This is a genomic window from Paenibacillus paeoniae (assembly GCF_003388735.1).
Taxonomy (GTDB): domain Bacteria; phylum Bacillota; class Bacilli; order Paenibacillales; family Paenibacillaceae; genus Pristimantibacillus; species Pristimantibacillus paeoniae.
Genome location: NZ_QUBQ01000001.1, coordinates 570,040 through 587,509 on the forward strand (window position 1 = coordinate 570,040; position 17,470 = coordinate 587,509).

The window sequence follows — 17,470 nt, forward strand, 5'->3', positions numbered from 1 at the left end:
CAGGGTGGTACCGCGATATCGATTCGTCCCTGTCATTGACAGGGGCTTTTTTATTTTTTCAAAACTTAGAACCTATAGGAGGCAATCGTCGATGAAAGCAAGTGAAATTAGAGCCAAGTGGCTGCAGTTTTTTGAAGAAAAAGGGCATAAAATCGAGCCGAGCGCTTCGTTAGTCCCGCATAACGATCCTTCCTTGCTATGGATCAATGCAGGCATGGCACCGCTGAAGTCATACTTTGACGGTCGTGTTATTCCGGAGAACCCGCGTATTGCCAACTCGCAGAAGTGCATTCGTACCAATGATATCGAGAACGTCGGCAAAACTCGCCGCCACCATACGTTTTTCGAGATGATGGGCAACTTCTCCATCGGTGATTATTTCAAGGAAGAAGTGATCACATGGGCGTGGGAGTTCTTGACGGACAAAAAGTGGATCGGCTTCGATCCGGAGCGTCTGTCCGTAACGGTGTACCCGGAGGACGAAGAAGCGTTCCGCTTCTGGAATGAGAAGATCGGCCTGCCGGCGGAGCGCATCTACAAGCTGGAGGAGAACTTCTGGGATATCGGTGAGGGACCGTGCGGACCTTGTACGGAAATTTTCTACGACCGTGGCGACAAGTACGGCGATCTGACCGATCCGGAGTGCTGGCCAGGCGGTGAGAACGAGCGTTTCCTTGAAGTGTGGAACCTCGTATTCTCACAATTCAACCATAACAAAGACGGCAGCTATACGCCGCTGCCGAGCAAAAATATTGATACAGGCGCAGGCCTTGAGCGTTTTGCTTCCATTCTGCAAGATGTGGATTCCAACTTCGACACGGATCTGTTCCGTCCGATCATTGATCGTACTTGCGAAATTGCAGGTGTGACGTACAAAACGAACGAAGAGCAAGATATCGCTCTTAAAGTGATTGCCGACCATGTGCGTACCGTTGTCTTCTCCGTTGGCGACGGCGTTATGCCATCGAACGAAGGCAGAGGCTACATTATTCGCAGACTGCTTCGACGCGCTGTGCGTTATGGTAAGAAGCTGGGCGTCGACCGTCCGTTTCTCTATGAGCTTACGTCCGTCGTTGGCGATGTAATGGGCGTCTACTACTCGGAAGTAGTCGAGAAACGCGAGTTCATCGAGCGTGTGATCCGTACTGAAGAGGAGCGTTTCCACGAAACGCTGTCCGATGGTCTGTCGATGCTGTCCGAGATTGTAACATCTGCTCAATCGGCGGGAAGCAGTGAGATTCAAGGTGTGGATGCATTCCGCTTGTACGATACGTACGGCTTCCCGTTCGACCTGACGGAAGACTTTGCGGCTGAGCATAACATGACGGTCGACCGTGCCGGATTTGATGCGGAGATGGAGCTTCAGCGCGAGCGTGGCCGTGGGGGACGTCGCGAGACGGAAAGCATGAAAGTGCAGGGCGGTCCGCTGTCTGACTACACGGATAAAAGCGAATTTGTTGGCTATACTGATCCCATAACAGAATCCCAGATTAAGGAAATCGTATTGGACGATGCATTCGCTCAGGAAGCTGGGGAAGGGAATCACGTGCTTGTGCTTCTTGACCGTACTCCTTTCTATGCAGAGAGCGGCGGTCAGATCGCCGACCGCGGTACGATTACTGGCGAAGGCTTCGAGCTTCGCGTAGACAACGTAACGAAAGCACCGCATGGACAGACTGTCCATCATGCGGTTGTGGTGTCCGGCACAGCCAAAGCGGGTGCGACCGTTCAATCGGTTATTGATAAAGGCGCGCGTGAAGATATTATTAAAAATCATACGGCAACTCACTTGCTTCATAAAGCGCTTAAGGAAGTATTGGGCGATCATGTAAACCAGGCTGGCTCACTGGTTGAGACGGACCGTCTCCGTTTTGACTTTTCTCACTTCGGCAGTGTAACCGCTGAGGAGCTTGCGGAAATCGAGCGCAAAGTGAATGAGCAGATCTGGCTGGGCACAGATGTCGACATCTCGAACAAATCGCTGGCGGAAGCCAAAGCGATGGGCGCTATGGCGCTGTTCGGCGAGAAGTACGGCGATGTTGTGCGCGTCGTACGCGTTGGCGACTACAGCCTTGAACTCTGCGGCGGCTGCCATGTTCGCAATACGTCACAGATCGGATTGTTCAAGCTGCTCGGCGAGAGCGGTATCGGCTCCGGCGTTCGCCGCATAGAAGCTGTAACCGGAAGACATGCTTATACGTATTATGAAGAGCAAGTAGAATTGCTCAAGCAATCGGCAGCTTTGGTGAAGTCTAATGTAGCTGACGTACCGAAGCGTATCGAGGGCTTAAATGCACAGTTGAAGGAGCTTTCACGAGAGAACGAGTCGCTTCAGGCGAAGCTGAGCCGCATTGAAGCGGGTTCACTGGAGTCGCAAGCAGTTAAGGCTGGAGAAGTGACGATATTGTGCGCGAAAGTTAACGCCCCATCAATGGATGCGCTGCGTGGTATCGTAGACGAGCTGAAGCCAAAGCTGGGCGCAAGCGTTATCGTACTGGGAGCTATTGCCGATGATAAGGTCAATCTGGCTGCAGCTGTATCGGCAGATCTGGTGAAGAAGGGCTTCCATGCGGGCAAGATCATTAAAGAAGCGGCAATCGTATGCGGCGGCAACGGAGGCGGACGTCCGGATATGGCACAGGCGGGCGGCAAGGATGTGTCCAGGCTGGATGAGGCGTTGAAAGTTGCGGAAGAACTGGTTGTGGGCCAAGCAAGTGTGATATGATAGTGCTAGGCAACATCCCTTTGGATGGTTTTTGGAAAGCGAGGTGCTGTTGATGAGTTCTATGGACCAAACAATGAAGTTTAACGTGAAGGCGGAGGGGGTAGAGACTTCTTCTGGGGATATTCTTCTTAGCGTGCATGAAGCTCTGCTGGAGAAGGAATATAATCCAATCAACCAGATCGTTGGGTATTTGCTGTCCGGAGATCCCGCGTATATTCCGCGGCACAACAACGCCAGGAGTTTAATCCGCAAGAAGGAACGCGACGAATTGATCGAAGAGTTGGTCCGGTTTTACTTGCAGCACAAGAAACAATAACAAGGAGCCGGACAATTAGATGAGAGTAATGGGACTGGACTATGGGGACCGCAAAATTGGAGTGGCGATCAGTGACGCCTTCCGATGGACGGCTCAAGGCATCACAGTCGTGGAAAAGCGACGCGACGGAGGAGAGCTGGATCGATTATCCGAACTGGCAAAGGAACATGAAGTATCCGAAGTCGTGGTTGGCTTGCCGAAGAATATGAACGGATCCGTCGGCCCGCGTGGCGAAATTTGCATCGCATTTGCCGAGCAGATTGGGCAGAAGCTAGAAATACCAGTTCACCTTTGGGATGAAAGGCTGACAACGGTAGCTGCCGAGCGTACGCTCTTGGAAGCGGATGTCAGCCGGAAGAAGCGAAAGCTAGTCATAGACAAGATGGCTGCTACGATCATCTTGCAAAATTATCTCGATTCTAAAACGAAAAGGTGAGGGTTACGATGACAAAGGACGACATGCAGTACGAAGAGCCGGAAATCATTTATATTCCGGATGAAGAGGGCAACGAAGAGGAGTTCGAAGTCATCATGAAGTTCGAGGTAGATGATTCGGATCAGAAATATATGATGGTTGTACCGCTGATTGGCGCGGATGACGAGGAAGACGAAGTCTATGCGTTCCGTTATGAAGAGGATGGCGACGACCTGAAGTTGTATACGATTGAAGACGAAGAAGAATGGAACATGGTCGAGGAGACGTTCAACACGCTGCTCGGCGAGCTGGAGGAGCAGGAATAATGACTGATGTTTCACACAACAATCCAGAGCGGCTTAGCCGCTTGAAGGAGCTGTTCGGCACCGAGGTAGAACTCGTGTCCGAAGATGGCACAGCCGAATTTTTCTATATCAAGGCCGAGTTTAAGCTAGGCGACGTGCAGTATGTTGCGCTGCAAAGCGAGGCGATGCGCGCCGAAGACGAGGTTGAGCTGTTCCGCATCAATCTGGACTCCGATGAGCCTCATCTGGAGACGATTGAAGACGATGAGGAATGGGAATCGGTCTCGGAAGCCTATGACGATCTGCTGTTTGCCGGGGAAGAACGTCCATAGCGTCCTGTACGGCGTTATCATTCGGCAGCTTATCATAGTGCAATAAATACATTCGTATAGTGGAACCAAAAGGGCGGCTTACCACCGCTCTTTTTTTCGGAAACTTGCAGAAGAGGGTGCGATTGGTTGGATACGATGGAAGAGAAGCAAACGCAGAAAAAGAAGAATAAACGGAGAAAGAATCAGAAGCCTAGAACATGGCTCATTAATTTGTGGGTCTTTGTCAGCTTGGTAGGGATTATGGTTCTGGTCGCCGGCGGTGCGGCTTTTTATTTGTGGAACAATCTTGAACCTACGCCTAAGGGCGAGATGAAGCAGGTGACGATCACGCGGGGGATGTCCGCCAATTCAGTGGCCGATCTGCTCGAAGAGAATGGCATTATTAAAAATGGTTTTGTATTTAGTTATTATTTGAAAATGAAAGACGAGGGATCCAAGTTCCAGGCGGGTACTTATGAGTTGCAGCCCGGCATGGACAAGTCTGCCGTTATCGCCAAGCTGAATGCTGGGGATACCATTGCAGCGGAGACGATCAGGTTCACGATTCCGGAGGGCTTCACTGTTCTGCAGATTGCGGACAAGCTTGCCGCTGACGGATTGATCAATAAAGACAAGTTTCTAGAGCTCGCCGAGACAGATCGTGCTTGGGGAGATGCGGAGACGGTTCGCGGCTTGCCGAAATCGGATAAGCTGCATAAGCGCTTGGAAGGGTATATGTTCCCGGAAACTTACGAGATGAAGAAGGAAAGCAAGGAAGAAGATATCATTATTCGAATGGTGACAGAGACCGACCGCAAACTAAGCGCTTTGCCGGAAGGCTGGCAGGACGCGATGGATGCTTCGGGTCGAACGCTGCACGAAATTCTGACGATCGCTTCGCTGGTTGAACGGGAAGTTGTCGTAGACGAAGAACGCGCACTGGTTGCCGGAGTTATCTACAACAGGATTGCCACCCCTATGCGACTGCAGATCGATGCTACGGTCCAATATGCGCTGGATACGCCGAAAGCGCGCTTGTCATTGTCGGATCTGGAGATCAACAGTCCTTATAATACGTATAAGATTGACGGATTGCCGCCTGGACCGATTGCAAGTCCAAGTCTTGCGTCCATTGAAGCGGCTCTGTTTCCTGCAGATACGAAGTATTTGTTCTATGTTACCAAGAAAGATGGCACTCAGACGCATCTGTTCGCAGAGACATTCAAGGAGCATCAAAAAAATATCGCATTGAGCGAAAAAACAACGCAATAATGGATGCCGTCAGCAGTCTTTAGACAAAGGCATCAGGACGAAAGAAGAAGGAGATCCAACATGACGTACAGACCCGAACTGCTTGCGACTGCATCGTCTCTTGAAGAGCTGAACCGACTGATGGATGCCGGAGCAGATGCATGCTACATTGGCGAGTCCCGTTACGGAACCCGGCTTTCCGGCGAGTTCACGAGAGAGATGATCAAGGAAGCCGTAAGCCTGGCACAGGCGAAGGGCGTTCGAATCTATGCAGCAGTCAATAACATTATTGACAATGATACACTGGAAGGCTTGCATGACTATATTGCATTTCTCCATGAAGCGGGTGTAGACGCCATCGTGTTCGGCGACCCTGCTGTATTAATGGCTGCCAGGGCTCATGCGCCTGGCATGCCGCTTCACTGGAATACGGAGATGACCTCTACGAACTTTGCGACTGCGGAGTATTGGGCGCGCAGAGGCGCAACGCGCTACGTACTGGCGCGCGAGCTGAATATGGAGCAAATTGAGGACACGAAGTCGAAGTCCAAGCTTGAGATCCAAGTTCAAGTACATGGCATGACGAATATCTATCATTCCAAACGCTCGCTTGTAAACAACTATCTGGATCATAAGGGTGAGCCGGATCGCATCCCGAATGCTGATCTTGAGCGCGGTCTGTACATGATGGAAGCGGATCGTCCCGATGAACGTTATCCGATCTTCGAAGATGTCAATGGCACCCATGTCATGAGCTCCAGCGATATTTGCATGCTTGAGAATCTGCATGAGCTGCTCGCTGTTTCAGTCGACAGCTTCAAAATAGAAGGCATCATGAAATCGATCGAATACAACGAGCAGGTTGTCCGTGTGTATCGCCTTGCGATTGATGCCTATCTGGCCGATCCTGAAGGCTATCGTTTTCAGGAGGAATGGCTTGATTCGATCAGAGAATTGCAGGATCCGAAGCGCGAGCTGAGCTATGGCTTCTTTTATAAGGAACAAGTGTATTAATCGGATATATGCAGGAGGTGTGAACACGATGACAACAGGCACAGGAACGAAGCCCCGCTATCAGGGCAAGCGCAACAGGCTGGATCGACCGGAGCTGCTCGCCCCGGCGGGCAATCTGGAGAAACTGAAATTCGCGATTCATTACGGCGCGGATGCCGTTTATATCGGCGGACAGAAGTATGGTCTGCGATCTAACGCGGACAACTTCAGCTTTGAAGAAATGAGAGAAGGCGTGGAATTTGCCAACCGCTATGGCGCGAAAGTATTCGTCGCTACCAATATCTATGCACATAATGAGGATGTTGAAGGCATCGAGGAATATTTGCGCAATTTGGAGGCAGCTGGCATCTCGGCCATTATTGCAGCCGATCCGGTTATTATTGAGACGGCTCAGCGTGTGGCGCCAAAGCTTGAGGTGCATCTAAGCACACAGCAATCGACGATGAACTGGCAAGCGGTCAAGTTCTGGAAGGATGAAGGACTGCCGCGTGTCGTGCTTGCCCGAGAGACAAGCTTCGAGGAGATTGAGGAGATCAAGAAGCATGTCGATATCGAGATTGAAGCCTTCATTCATGGCGCAATGTGTTCCTCGTATTCGGGACGTTGTGTCTTGTCCAATCACTTCACCGATCGGGATTCCAACCGCGGCGGCTGCTGCCAGTCCTGCAGATGGAAGTATGACTTGTTCGTGGACGATGCGCCGATGTACGACAAGGGAGAAGACCAATTCACTATGGGCTCGAAGGATCTGTGCATGATTGATTATTTGCCGGAGCTGATCGAGGTAGGCGTAGACAGCTTCAAAATCGAAGGCCGGATGAAGAGCATTCACTACGTGGCAACGGTTGTGAATGTGTATCGACAGGCGATTGACGCATATTTCGCGGATCCAGAGGGCTACGAATTGAAGCAGCAATGGGTCGAGGAGATGAATAAAGCGGCGAATCGTCCGCTCAATACGGGTTTCTTCCTGGATACTCCGGACGCTCAGGATCATATATATGGCCCTGAGGAAAAGGCGGCTCCATATGATTTTGCCGGCATTGTGCTGGACTACGATGACCGTACCGGATTCGCTACGCTTCAACAGCGCAACCACTTTAAGGTGGGCCAGGAAGTTGAATTCGTCGGACCGGGAGGCAGGTTCTTCAAGCAGACGGTGACGGAGCTGACGGATGAGGCAGGCGCTATTCTGGATGTGGCCAGACATCCGCTGCAGACCGTACGCGTACGCACGTTAAAGCCGGTAAAGCCGATGGATATGATGCGTAAAAAAATTCGTTAATGAATGAAACACGAACTTATAGAAAAGAAGTCCTCCTTTGAAATGATGGCTCGATACTTTCATTTCATAAGGCAGGGCTTCTTTTTGTCGGGCAACTCTTACTATAGCTGCAACATTCAGGGCAAGAAAGGATTGGGATACCCCGTGCATAATTTCGTTGCAATACAATCTATAATTGACAAGATTCCAATGATATCAAATAATAGGAAATAGACTATTACATACATTGTTCGGCATAATTCGCTATGGAAAAAGGATCGTATCCGTTCGACCAAACTAAAGGCGGTGCTTGCCATCATGGCCGGAAAAGAGAAGAAGCTGCTTCAATCCATTGAGAAGGAGACAGGAGTAAAGAAAGATATAAATGAAAACGGTTACAATCCGGAATCAGCCCTCTGGCGCTCTTATTTGACGAATCCCATGAAATCTGTTGGTCTGAAAATTTTTATAGTGATATTCGGCAGCATATTGGCCTGTGTAATGACAGTAGGTCTTTTGGCTTATTCTGAAGCCAAAACGATGGTCGAGAAAAAAGTATCCGATGCCAGCCTGCAAACGATTAATCAGGTTGCAAGCAATCTCAATGTGGTGTTCAAAACGTATGAGGACTTATCTCTTCAATTATTAATCGATAAAGATTTTCATGCCATTGTGAAAGAGCTTGCAACAAGCAATGATGACTACGAGAAATTCGAGGCGGCACGCAGACTAGGTGATAAGATGCAGAGCTTTACGCTTAGCAATAACTCCATTAAAGGCGTCATGCTGCTGCCGCTGTCCGATAAACTGCATGTCGTGGCGGCAGGCTCATCGCTGTCGACGCGTGCCGAGCCGCTTATGAAGACGGAGTGGTATCAGAAGACGATCGAGTTGAACGGAAGGGTGAATTGGATTGCTCCGCAGCCGACAGGCATGTCGATGATCCCGGATAAGCCAACGATCACCTTGACCCGACTTCTGAAGAACACGGTATCGAGTGAAGCGGGGTATATGCTGCTGCTAGAGATTGAGGCGGATACGATTGCAAACCGATACAGCGAGGTCGTCCTGGGGGACGAAAGCGAGCTGGCGATAATTGATGGCAACGGAAATTATGTCATCGCAGATGATGAAGCAAAGATCGGGAAGACAGCGAGCATCAGCTTGCCGGTATCTGGAGAGCAAGCTCTTGCCGGATCGCCTAAGCTTCATACAAGCGATGGCGTTGAGGTGCTTGCTGTCTATCAGAAGCTTCAATCGATGGATTGGAGAATAGCGGGGACGATACCGGTCCAACAACTAGTGAAGGACGCAGAGTCTATCCGTGATCTGACGCTAGTAACGGCGTTGGCGGCTATTGTGCTTGCGATTGCAATTGGAATGCTCGTCATTATTGCGATTGCACGACCGCTGGTCAACATCTGCAATCTGATGATGGAAGGCGCGCGAGGCAACTTGGCAGTGCGCTCGACCATTGGGAAACGTCAGGATGAGATCGGCACGCTTAGTGTAAGCTTCAATGCGATGATGGAGCAAATTACAGCGCTCGCCCGGCAGACGACAAAATCGGCCCAGGACGTACTGTTGACGGCATCCGAGCTAACCGAAGCTTCGCGCAAAACCTCGGCTTCCGCCAAAGAAATTGCCGTTGCTACGGAAGAGATTGCGGGAGGTGCTAGCAGTCTTGCGGTTGAAGCAGAGAGGGGCAATGAACTTGCCGCTCATATTAATGGACAGATGAAGAAAGTTATCTCCGCTAATGAAGAGATGGTCGTATCCGCAGCCAGCGTCGAGCAGTCGAGCCAGCAAGGGACCGCATATATGAGTGGATTGATCCAGAAGACGGGCATGACGGAAGAAATGACGCGTTCGATGGTCGAGAAGGTGGATGCCTTGAAAGAAAGCACCGGCTCGATTGTGAAAATATTGGATGTGTTGAATAACTTGACGAAGCAAACGAATATTCTTTCGCTGAATGCTGCCATAGAAGCGGCTCGGGCAGGTGCCGCGGGCAAAGGCTTTATGGTAGTTGCGGATGAGATCAGACAATTGGCTGACCAGTCGCGGCAATCCATCGATGTAGTTGCCCAAATAACGGGGAAAATCAGGTCGGAGATCGACGAGACAGTCCATGTATTATCGGAGGCTTATCCGCTTTTCCAAGCACAAATTGCATCCGTCAAGGAAGCGAACGATATATTTGTCAGTGTGCAGGGACAAATGGCCCAATTTGCCCAGCGACTGGACGATGCTACAAGCTCTATCGGACAGTTGGAGCAGTCGCAGGATGTGCTGGCTGAAGCGATGACGAACGTGAGTACTGTTGCGGAGGAAGCCTCCGCCACTTCGGAGGAAGTTGCATCTCTAAGCAGCGAGCAAATGCATATTAGCGATAATTTGGTGCTTCTATCCGAGAAGCTGGATGCTGTATCGCGAGGACTAAAAGATTCGCTCTCTCACTTCAAACTATAAAGGTTGATCACTTCACCTGTAATAGGACTGATTGGATACTTCGGTAAAGTCAGTCCTATTTTTTTGTATTTAGTATTATGAATATGGGGTTAACGGCCGATAAATCTAGTAGTATCGTTCTATGGACGTAGGCTTTAATACACATTACATATGAGGATTTCATACTACAAAGGCGGTGTCTACCTTCATGCCGGGTACAGACGGAAGGAAAAAGGAAAACAAAATGAAGAACAAGCAACAAAGTGAAAGCAAGTTGGAGGGCGAGAAGAAAGCAGGCTCCAGCAATATTTCAACAGCAAAGTGGATGAAAAGCAGTCTGAAGGATATGAATATGTCCAATCCAGTCAAATCGGTTGGACTTAAGCTTTTTTTAATTATTTTCGTCAGTATCGTAGCCTGCGTCTTGACCGTCGGGTTACTCGCGTATGTGCAAGCAAAAAATCTGGTTGAAACAAACGTATCGGAAGCAAGCTTCCAAACCGTTAATCAGGTCACGAACAATTTGGATATCGTATTCCAGTCATACGCGGACTTGACGCTCCAAATGTTGATCGATAAAGAGCTTCAGACTGAACTGAAGGTGCTGTCCACGACGACAGATTCTTACGATATCCTTCAGTCCAGCAGAACGGTATCTGATCGTATGTCGACGTATATTATGGGCAATACGACCATTACTGGAGCAGCAATTATATCGATTGATGAAGAAGACGCCCTTATTACAGCCGGCAATAATAATGGCTACCGTGGCGATACGTTGACGAAGACGAACTGGTTCAAGGAGACGATCGAGCAAGATGGCAGGCTGGTATGGGTTGAGCCTAGCAGCACGGGCATCATTGCGTCCAAGTCGAATAACTCTATTGCGCTAGCACGTGTAATCAAAGCAGCGAGCAGGCCGTATGTCCTTGTGATGGAAGTCAATCTGGACGCGATTGTGAAGAGGTATCAGGATGTAAAACTTGGCGATGGCAGCACTCTTGCTGTCGTGAACAATACGGGACAGTATGTCGTTTATGAAGATCAGTCCCTGCTTGGTGAGCCTCATATCGTCACATTGCCGACTGAGGGAGAGCAGGCGGAGTACGGTCGCGAGAAGTTTACGACTGTAGACGGGGCTATCGTGCTTGCGGCTTACCAGACCTCCGATATTACGGGTTGGAGATTCGTAGCGACCATTCCAGTCGAGAAGCTTGTGGAGCAAGCTTCGGTGATCAGCAAATTGACTTGGCTGATGGTTGCATTTTCGACATTGATTGCGATTGCGATCGGCATTCTGGTTGTACGTACGATTGCCACTCCGCTTGTGAAGCTGCGCAATTTGATGGTTGAGGGCGCAAGAGGCAACTTGACGGTTCGTTCCTCTATTAAGAAGCGTCAGGATGAGATTGGACAGCTTGCCGAAAGCTTCAATGATATGATGACGCAAATTACAACCTTGGCGCTGCAAACGACTAAATCAGCGGCGGAAGTATTGAATACGGCATCCGAGCTTACGGACGCTTCCAAGAAGACAGCTATCGCAGCTAAGGAAATTGCTGTTGCAACAGATGAGATCGCTAATGGAGCAACAAGTCTAGCGGTTGAAGCGGAGAAAGGCAGCGATCTGACGAACCATATGAATACCCAGATGCAGGGTGTCATCTCAGCGAATGAACAGATGTCGCAATCTGCGATTGAAGTAGAGCAAGCCAGCGAGCAGGGCACTGCATATATGGGTCAATTGATTCAGAAGACGGGACAGACGGAAGAGATGACCCGATCCATGGTGGAGAAGGTTGATGCTCTGAAGGATAGCACAGGCTCCATTGTGAAAATTTTGGACGTGCTCAATAACTTGACGAAGCAAACGAATATTCTATCGCTTAATGCGACAATTGAAGCGGCGCGCGCAGGCGCAGCAGGTAAAGGCTTCATGGTTGTAGCGGACGAAATCCGCAAGCTGGCGGATCAATCCAAGCAATCGATTGATATCGTCGGCCAAATTACAGCGAAGATCCAAGGCGAGATCGAAGAGACGGTTAAAGTACTATCCGAGGCGTATCCGATCTTCCAGGAGCAGATTACTTCTGTAAAGGAAGCGAACCAAATCTTCCTGACGGTGCAGGCGCAGATGGGCCACTTCGTCGAGAAGCTGGAGCTTGCGACCACTTCTATTGGACAACTGGACGAGTCGCAGTCCGTATTGTCGGAGGCGATGACAAATGTGAGTGCGGTAGCCGAGGAATCCTCCGCAACATCCGAGGAAGTCGCTTCGCTGAGCACCGAGCAGCTAAGCATCAGCGATGGACTGGTTAGATTGTCCGATAAGCTGGATTCTGTATCCCGCGGACTGAAAGAATCATTGTCGAAATTCAAAGTTGAAGGTTAAATCCTATAAAACGAGCTGCCCCCGATATCGGGGGCAGCTTTTTTTGTCTGCTTTTTCCGAGCATTTTCTGTACGGTCCTCGATTTCGATCGTGTAGTCTTTGAATCATCTTATGTCGGAGTTTGGAAGGCCGTCAATCGGCAACACTAGATAGAAAGGCATGAATTGGCTAAGAGTGGCCAGTGGAGAGCTGAATAGGGTGAAAGACGGTGGAGCTGAATATGGCAAAGAGAGCGGGGATCATGGGTATCTTGATTAGTCTTATTCTTTTGTTCTTTTTGGTACGGGTGGCGTGGCTGCAGCTGCTTCCATCCCATATTCCGATCTCATCGCCTGCAGCTGGTGGACGAGATAGCTGGAAGCGGATGGCCGTCGTGCAGCGCCAGAGAAGTCTGGTGCTGGATACGGGGCGAGGAGACTTTCTGGATCGGAATGGATTGCCGATTACAGGCGAGACCTACATGTCCGTCGTTTTTTTTCCAGTGCGGCGGGATGTGCGCGGGAGTCAGGAGCAATTAAGCAAGCTGGCTCAACAGCTGGGTTTGTCCAAGGAGGAGCTTGATCATCGATGGAATGGCTTGACGTCGCCTGACTTTTGGCGAGAGGGCTCGGGGAGGAATAATCCGATCAGGCTGAGGGAAGAACAAGCGGCTGTCATAAGGAGCCTTCAAGTGGAAGGGGTCCGGGTGCTCCCGTACCGGAATCGTTATTTGCCCCAATTCGATGCGAAGCATTGGATCGGATTTACGAGTCAGCACCCGGAATGGCTGATGACTGCCCATGAACAGGACGTTGCGAAAGGAAAGCGTAAGCTAACGGAGCAGGTGGGCGGGTCAGGTCTTGAGCGATCGCTTGACGGTCTGTTGCATGGCATTGGGGAGACGTCGGTTTCTTACTTTATCGATGGCCGGAATGCACCGCTTCATGGACTTGATCTGCGAGTCGTTCAGCCGAACAATCGATATTACCCGCTCAAGGTGGTAACGACAGTTGATCTGTCATTGCAAAATGAGATTGAGGCGTATGCGGATGCTATGGGACTGAAGGAAGGGGCAATCGTTGTACTCGATGCGCACAATGCCGATATTGTGGCGATGGTATCAAGACCGAAGATGAAGCCTGGTCACTTCGACAGCGGAGATGGAAAGGAATGGCGAAATTACGCTTTGACGGCAGTTGAGCCTGGATCGATCTATAAGCTTGTCACGGCTGCAGCCGCCTTGGAGCATGGCGTCATGAAGAAGAATGAGACGTTTCATTGCGATGGTCATTATGGACGATACGGCCTGTCCTGCTGGAAGGAAGGAGGACATGGCGATCTGACCTTTCAGGAAGGCATTGCGCAGTCCTGCAACATCGTATTTGCTACGATAGCGGAGCGGCTTGAGGCGGAGCAGCTGGAGCGGACGGCAGAAGCGCTTGGTGTGATGAAGCGAGTGGGCTGGCATAGCAGCGGAGCGTTTGGGCCGTTCCCACAGCCACTCAGGCTGTTGCAGGAGGAGGAGGATGGGCGGTTGTTCGCTGGTGAGCATAACGGGGAGGATGGGGGCGTTCGTGCTCAGAGCGGCATTGGCCAGCGCGATGTTAGAATGACGCCGCTTCAAGCGGCTAACCTAATGGTTACGTTGATCCATGGCGGCCGTGTAATGGAGCCTAGAGTAGTGAGCGAGGTCCGTTATGCCAACGGTCAGGAGATGGTCGAGCTTTCATCCCGCAAGCTGCCGCATGCGGGCAGAAGCATCCGAGTAGATACCGCTATGGCATTGCTCAGAGGGATGGAGGCGGTGGTGGATCATGGGACGGGACAATCGATCAGAAACGGAGCATGGAAGGCAGCGGGCAAATCCGGGACGGCGGAGACGATCAGGGGTGATGTGGCGCTCAACCATCAGTGGTTCGCCGGTTATGGTCCTGTATCGAAGCCGCGGTATGCGATTGCCGTTCTTGCAGCCAATCGACCTATCGGGAGCTCCCATCAAGCGACGAAGCTGTTCCGTGGCGCTCTGGATATTGCAGCGAAGCATTCGCATGAGCCTCGTGGGCGAAATTAACTCTGAGAGCTCAGTGGAGATAAATAGAAGAAGCTTGGCAGTGGCAGCTCCATAAATGAAAAAAACTCCCGTCACTCTGAAGCAGAGTCGGGAGCTTTCTTATGCATTCCTATTATTTTTTCAGCGAATCGATGAAATTCTCCTGGGCTCCAGATCCCTCGGGTCCGTCATTTGCGGCAATCGGCGTATCGAATTCGTCGACAGGCGTTCGAATCCAGCGATGGAAGTAGCCTTGGTCATACAGCGATTTTACAAGGATGACGAGAATGGGCGACAGGATGACGCCGGCGATGCCGAACAGTGAAAGCGAGATGATCATGAACGACAGCATCGTAAAGGCGGACACACCGAGCGAATCGCCTGTAATCTTCGGCTCTAATATTTGCCGGGTCAGAATAACAACCAGCAAAAGCGCCGACAGCCAAATGGCCAGCGATAATTTCCCGACAATAAACAAATAAATAATCCATGGGATGAACAGTGTGCTGACACCAAGCAGCGGCAATACGTCGAATATGGCGGCTACGACCGCAATGATAAAGGCATTGTCCACACCAAGCAGAATAAGGGCGATCAGTATGACGATGAACGTGACGCTGATCATTTTGGCCTGTGCCTTGATGTACGATGCGATGCCTCTGAATACATTGTTTCTAAGAAAGAAAAACGCAGTTTTAAAAGTTTTTGGCGTTTTGTCCGTAGCGGCCTGTTTCCAGGTTTTAATTTCGATACTTAAGAAATAAGCTAATATAATCCCCACCACAAAGTTGAAAATAAACGCGGAGAAGGATGAGACGTACCCGATCAATCCGCTCAAGAAGGCGGTAACCCACTTTTGCAAGTTTTCAGTTGCGCCTTTAGTCAAGTTTTTGGTTTCCTCAGACAAGCTTATGTTATTGGGCAGCTTGTCCAGCTGTTTCTCCAGCTGTGAGGCAAGGTTGCCAATCTGTTCGGCCAGAATGCTTTGATATTTAGGGAAGTTATCCATTAGAGCGTTCCCTTGCTTGGTAATTAGAACGGCTGCGCCTGAGAAAGCACCAAGAATAAGCAGTGTAAAGATGAGTATGGAAATGCCGGAGGCAATAGATTTCTTCACGCCCCACTTATTCAATCTCTTGGCAAGCGGCTCAATCATAATAAAAATGACGAACGCAAAAAAGATTGGAGTGGCTATCTTATACACATAACTGAAGGCGTACATGATTAAATAAACGGTTAGTGCAATGAGAGCAATGTCAAACGCGGTTCTCCAGTATTTTTTGTAGAAAGGCAGCATTTGGTTTCCCTTCTTCCCATTTTCGGGATCTTGATTTGGTAATCCTTCCAATTAAGATTGTACTATAGATTTTATGAATTGTGCCTATTTTTTATTTGAGTATGATACAATTAGAGGTATTGTTGTTGTTCTGAACCGCTAATCATTCATTGACTAATTCATCAAACGGTGGGGAAAACAAGATGGAAAATTTGTTTTTATGGGGATTTTACGTCATGACGTTCTACGCCTTTCTCCCTGGCATGATTAGCCGAACGTTCGGCTTTCGTGTATTCAAAAAGGGAAAAGTGGATAAGGAGATCGCTTTGACATTCGATGACGGGCCAGACCCTGTCTATACGCCTCAACTGCTCAATTTGCTTGCCCGTTACAATGCGAAAGCGACTTTCTTTGTCGTTGGGTCACATGCGGAGGGCCAGGGAGAATTGTTGCGCCGCATGCAAGAGGAAGGACATACCATAGGCATTCATAATTATGTGCATAAATCAAACTGGTTTATGCGTCCTCGCACAGTAAGGCGTCATATTGAAAAGACGAATGATATTATCGAGCAGGCAACGGGAACCCGTTCGATCTATTATCGGCCTCCCTGGGGGATCATTAATGTATTCGATTATTCCAATTTGGGATACTTGCGAATTATATTGTGGTCGGCGATGTTCGGGGATTGGCGCAAGTCCGTTGGCGCAAAACGTCTGCAGAAGAGAATGATGAAGAAGCTTCGCCCCGGTGAGGTGCTTCTGCTTCATGACTGCGGCAATACACTGGGAGCGGATCACGATGCGCCGCGCAATATGATGATCGCGCTGGAAGCGTATATGGAGGCAGCGACGAAGAAGGGCTATACGTTTGTTGGCATTGAAGAGATGATGAAGCTGACAGATGTAAAGCGGTCCATGCATCGTTCGCTCTTCAAACGCATGATTATCTCGTTGTGGCTCATGTGGGAGCATGCCTTCCACATCCTGTTCCGACTCAAGAAAGTTGGCAGCAGTGATACGCCAGCCTTTCATTACCGTGTGACGACCTACAATGGCGATGATTTGAAGTTCGCTGAAGGCGGCAGTATTGCAAAGGGGGATTCAGTGGCGGAGCTGCACTTCGATAACCGGATGTTATCGAACATTACGGCTACGTCGAGATCACCTCTCGCTACAGGCATTCGCATGCTGAGGGAAGTGGAACGCGCGCTCCCCCAGCTTGCAGACCAGTTGTCCGCTGATCCTGATGCGAAGCATATCAAAGCGGTATACGGCGTCACGATGGTTCATCGCGGAGCAGATCGTTTAGGCTTTGAGATATTTAAGTTGAAGGAAGGTCTGTTCGCCAAATCGACGCGTATTTACCTGAAGCTGCTGCTCAAGGTATTGACTAATACGAAGCAATACGGCAAAGAACGGAAGCAGAAGAGTCGCAACGAAGTGATCTCGCCGCGCATGCTGCTTATGCCCGTTCAGAAGATTGTGTCGTATGCGAACGAACAGTCAAGAATAATCAAAGAAGAAGTGGAGCGTGTGACCGATTCTGTGGATCGGGCCATTAGCGGCGCTTCGGAGGATAATTCTACGATTGCTTCCAAGACGTCTGCTATTTAATGACAGAGGAATACGAGGAAAGCCGTTCAGACCGCTCAAGCGGGCTGTACGGTTTTTTTGGCTGCCTTGCGTTATTTGATTCTCACATAGTAAACAAAGTATAGA

At 49.9% G+C, this 17,470-nt stretch carries 13 protein-coding genes; 12 read left to right on the forward strand and 1 reads right to left on the reverse strand.

The window, feature by feature from the left end:
- The first annotated feature begins 91 nt into the window (after positions 1 to 91).
- The 11 genes from alaS (at position 92) to DX130_RS02670 (ending at position 14,494) form a co-directional block, all read left to right on the forward strand.
- The gene (gene alaS / locus DX130_RS02620) at positions 92 to 2,725 is read left to right on the forward strand and encodes an alanine--tRNA ligase (protein WP_116042603.1); all 2,634 of its coding nucleotides are present in this window, start codon (positions 92 to 94) and stop codon (positions 2,723 to 2,725) included.
- A 52-nt stretch (positions 2,726 to 2,777) separates the two neighbouring features.
- Complete coding sequence (locus tag DX130_RS02625) at positions 2,778 to 3,041, forward strand: IreB family regulatory phosphoprotein (RefSeq protein ID WP_116045679.1); 264 nt, start codon at positions 2,778 to 2,780, stop codon at positions 3,039 to 3,041.
- A gap of 19 nt (positions 3,042 to 3,060) precedes the next feature.
- The gene (ruvX, locus tag DX130_RS02630) at positions 3,061 to 3,477 is read left to right on the forward strand and encodes a Holliday junction resolvase RuvX (protein WP_116042604.1); all 417 of its coding nucleotides are present in this window, start codon (positions 3,061 to 3,063) and stop codon (positions 3,475 to 3,477) included.
- 8 nt (positions 3,478 to 3,485) lie between these two features.
- Positions 3,486 to 3,782: a DUF1292 domain-containing protein gene (locus tag DX130_RS02635; protein WP_116042606.1), complete on the forward strand. Its 297-nt coding sequence runs from the start codon at positions 3,486 to 3,488 to the stop codon at positions 3,780 to 3,782.
- Positions 3,782 to 4,093 (forward strand): DUF1292 domain-containing protein, encoded by a 312-nt coding sequence (locus DX130_RS02640; RefSeq protein ID WP_116042608.1) that lies wholly within the window; start codon positions 3,782 to 3,784, stop codon positions 4,091 to 4,093. Before DX130_RS02635 ends, DX130_RS02640 begins: the two co-directional genes overlap by 1 nt.
- Positions 4,094 to 4,228: 135 nt before the next feature.
- Positions 4,229 to 5,344: an endolytic transglycosylase MltG gene (mltG, locus tag DX130_RS02645; RefSeq protein ID WP_116045681.1), complete on the forward strand. Its 1,116-nt coding sequence runs from the start codon at positions 4,229 to 4,231 to the stop codon at positions 5,342 to 5,344.
- 60 nt (positions 5,345 to 5,404) lie between these two features.
- On the forward strand, positions 5,405 to 6,337 hold the full coding sequence (locus tag DX130_RS02650; RefSeq protein ID WP_116042610.1) for a peptidase U32 family protein: 933 nt from the start codon (positions 5,405 to 5,407) through the stop codon (positions 6,335 to 6,337).
- A 28-nt stretch (positions 6,338 to 6,365) separates the two neighbouring features.
- Entirely contained in the window at positions 6,366 to 7,622 is a 1,257-nt protein-coding gene (locus DX130_RS02655; protein WP_116042612.1) for a peptidase U32 family protein, read from the forward strand.
- Between the two features lie 297 nt (positions 7,623 to 7,919).
- Entirely contained in the window at positions 7,920 to 10,073 is a 2,154-nt protein-coding gene (locus tag DX130_RS02660) for a methyl-accepting chemotaxis protein (protein ID WP_240644225.1), read from the forward strand.
- Between the two features lie 223 nt (positions 10,074 to 10,296).
- On the forward strand, positions 10,297 to 12,444 hold the full coding sequence (locus DX130_RS02665; protein WP_240644227.1) for a methyl-accepting chemotaxis protein: 2,148 nt from the start codon (positions 10,297 to 10,299) through the stop codon (positions 12,442 to 12,444).
- A 220-nt stretch (positions 12,445 to 12,664) separates the two neighbouring features.
- A complete protein-coding gene (locus tag DX130_RS02670) occupies positions 12,665 to 14,494 on the forward strand; it encodes a peptidoglycan D,D-transpeptidase FtsI family protein (RefSeq protein WP_116045685.1) in 1,830 nt (609 codons plus the stop codon).
- A gap of 112 nt (positions 14,495 to 14,606) precedes the next feature.
- Here DX130_RS02670 and ytvI read toward each other — a convergent pair whose 3' ends face one another.
- Positions 14,607 to 15,770, reverse strand: coding sequence for a sporulation integral membrane protein YtvI (ytvI, locus tag DX130_RS02675; protein ID WP_116042616.1), 1,164 nt, complete (start codon positions 15,768 to 15,770; stop codon positions 14,607 to 14,609).
- Positions 15,771 to 15,952: 182 nt separating this feature from the next.
- Between ytvI and DX130_RS02680 the strand changes: the two genes are divergently transcribed.
- Complete coding sequence (locus tag DX130_RS02680) at positions 15,953 to 17,365, forward strand: polysaccharide deacetylase family protein (protein WP_116042618.1); 1,413 nt, start codon at positions 15,953 to 15,955, stop codon at positions 17,363 to 17,365.
- The last annotated feature ends 105 nt before the right edge of the window (positions 17,366 to 17,470 follow it).

Coding starts and splice junctions, on each gene's coding strand:
- alaS (WP_116042603.1), top strand. CDS start 92: ATGAAAGCAAGTGAAATTAGAGCCAAGTGGCTGCAGTTTTTTGAAGAA.
- DX130_RS02625 (WP_116045679.1), top strand. CDS start 2,778: ATGAGTTCTATGGACCAAACAATGAAGTTTAACGTGAAGGCGGAGGGG.
- ruvX (WP_116042604.1), top strand. CDS start 3,061: ATGAGAGTAATGGGACTGGACTATGGGGACCGCAAAATTGGAGTGGCG.
- DX130_RS02635 (WP_116042606.1), top strand. CDS start 3,486: ATGACAAAGGACGACATGCAGTACGAAGAGCCGGAAATCATTTATATT.
- DX130_RS02640 (WP_116042608.1), top strand. CDS start 3,782: ATGACTGATGTTTCACACAACAATCCAGAGCGGCTTAGCCGCTTGAAG.
- mltG (WP_116045681.1), top strand. CDS start 4,229: ATGGAAGAGAAGCAAACGCAGAAAAAGAAGAATAAACGGAGAAAGAAT.
- DX130_RS02650 (WP_116042610.1), top strand. CDS start 5,405: ATGACGTACAGACCCGAACTGCTTGCGACTGCATCGTCTCTTGAAGAG.
- DX130_RS02655 (WP_116042612.1), top strand. CDS start 6,366: ATGACAACAGGCACAGGAACGAAGCCCCGCTATCAGGGCAAGCGCAAC.
- DX130_RS02660 (WP_240644225.1), top strand. CDS start 7,920: ATGGCCGGAAAAGAGAAGAAGCTGCTTCAATCCATTGAGAAGGAGACA.
- DX130_RS02665 (WP_240644227.1), top strand. CDS start 10,297: ATGAAGAACAAGCAACAAAGTGAAAGCAAGTTGGAGGGCGAGAAGAAA.
- DX130_RS02670 (WP_116045685.1), top strand. CDS start 12,665: ATGGCAAAGAGAGCGGGGATCATGGGTATCTTGATTAGTCTTATTCTT.
- ytvI (WP_116042616.1), bottom strand. CDS start 15,770: ATGCTGCCTTTCTACAAAAAATACTGGAGAACCGCGTTTGACATTGCT.
- DX130_RS02680 (WP_116042618.1), top strand. CDS start 15,953: ATGGAAAATTTGTTTTTATGGGGATTTTACGTCATGACGTTCTACGCC.